Source organism: Oleiphilus sp. HI0080 (assembly GCF_001635135.1).
The window spans coordinates 1-1,314 of record NZ_LWFU01001215.1 but is presented as its reverse complement, the minus strand read 5'-3'; the positions used below and the strand labels follow the sequence as shown (position 1 = coordinate 1,314).

Sequence of the window (1,314 nt, the reverse complement as noted above, 5' to 3'; positions counted from 1 at the left end):
GGCGCGCCGACCATTACCCTACTGGGCAGCAACCAGATCCTGCATGAACTGCAAACGCCATTTACTGATCCTGGCGCGACCGCCTCCGATGCAGCCGATGGCGATCTATCTGGTTCCATCGTCCCAACTGGCGCTGTCGATCCAAATGTTGCAGGCACTTATACACTCACCTACAACGTCACCGACTCTCAGAGCAACGCCGCGCCGACAGTCACTCGTGACGTGATCGTGGCTGACCGCACCGCTCCAGTGATTACACTGAATGGCGCCGCTACGGTACAGCACGAGCAAGGCACGACCTACACGGATCTTGGCGCAGCAGCGACCGATATTATTGATGACAATGCAACACTCACTTCAGCGATTTTGGTAAGTGGTTCGGTGAACGATGCCGTAGCGGGCACTTATGCTCTGACTTACGATGTATCTGACGCCACAGGCAATGCCGCAACGCAAGTTACGCGCACCGTCAATGTGGTCGACACGACCATCCCAGTCATCACGCTACTTGGTTCTGATCCTGTCGATCACGAGGTAGGCACGGTTTACACCGATGCCGGCGCAACCGCTTCCGATAACATCGATGGTGTTATTACCGGTAACATTGGCGTGACTGGCAGCGTCAATGCCAGCGTCATTGGCACGTATTCTCTTACTTACAACGTGCAAGACTCGTCGGGCAATGCGGCGGCGACCGTGACACGTACTGTGAACGTCGTCGATACCGGCGCGCCGACCATTACCCTACTGGGCAGCAACCCGATCCTGCATGAACTGCAAACGCCATTTACTGATCCTGGCGCGACCGCCTCCGATGCAGCCGATGGCGATCTATCTGGTTCCATCGTCCCAACTGGCGCTGTCGATCCAAATGTTGCAGGCACTTATACACTCACCTACAACGTCACCGACTCTCAGAGCAACGCCGCGCCGACAGTCACTCGTGACGTGATCGTGGCTGACCGCACCGCTCCAGTAATTACACTGAATGGCGCCGCTACGGTACAACACGAGCAAGGCACGACCTACACGGATCTTGGCGCAGCAGCGACCGATATTATTGATGACAATGCAACACTCACTTCAGCGATTTTGGTAAGTGGTTCGGTGAACGATGCCGTAGCGGGCACTTATGCTCTGACTTACGATGTATCTGACGCCACAGGCAATGCCGCAACGCAAGTTACGCGCACCGTCAATGTGGTCGACACGACCATCCCAGTCATCACGCTACTTGGTTCTGATCCTGTCGATCACGAGGTAGGCACGGTTTACACCGATGCCGGCGCAACCGCTTCCGATAACATCGATGGT

At 55.9% G+C, this 1,314-nt stretch carries 1 protein-coding gene; it reads left to right on the top strand.

Translation table 11 applies throughout. The features are described from left to right. Positions 1-1,314, top strand: a 1,314-nt coding sequence (locus A3751_RS21270) for an immunoglobulin-like domain-containing protein (protein WP_156492716.1), incomplete at both ends; no start/stop codon positions are given.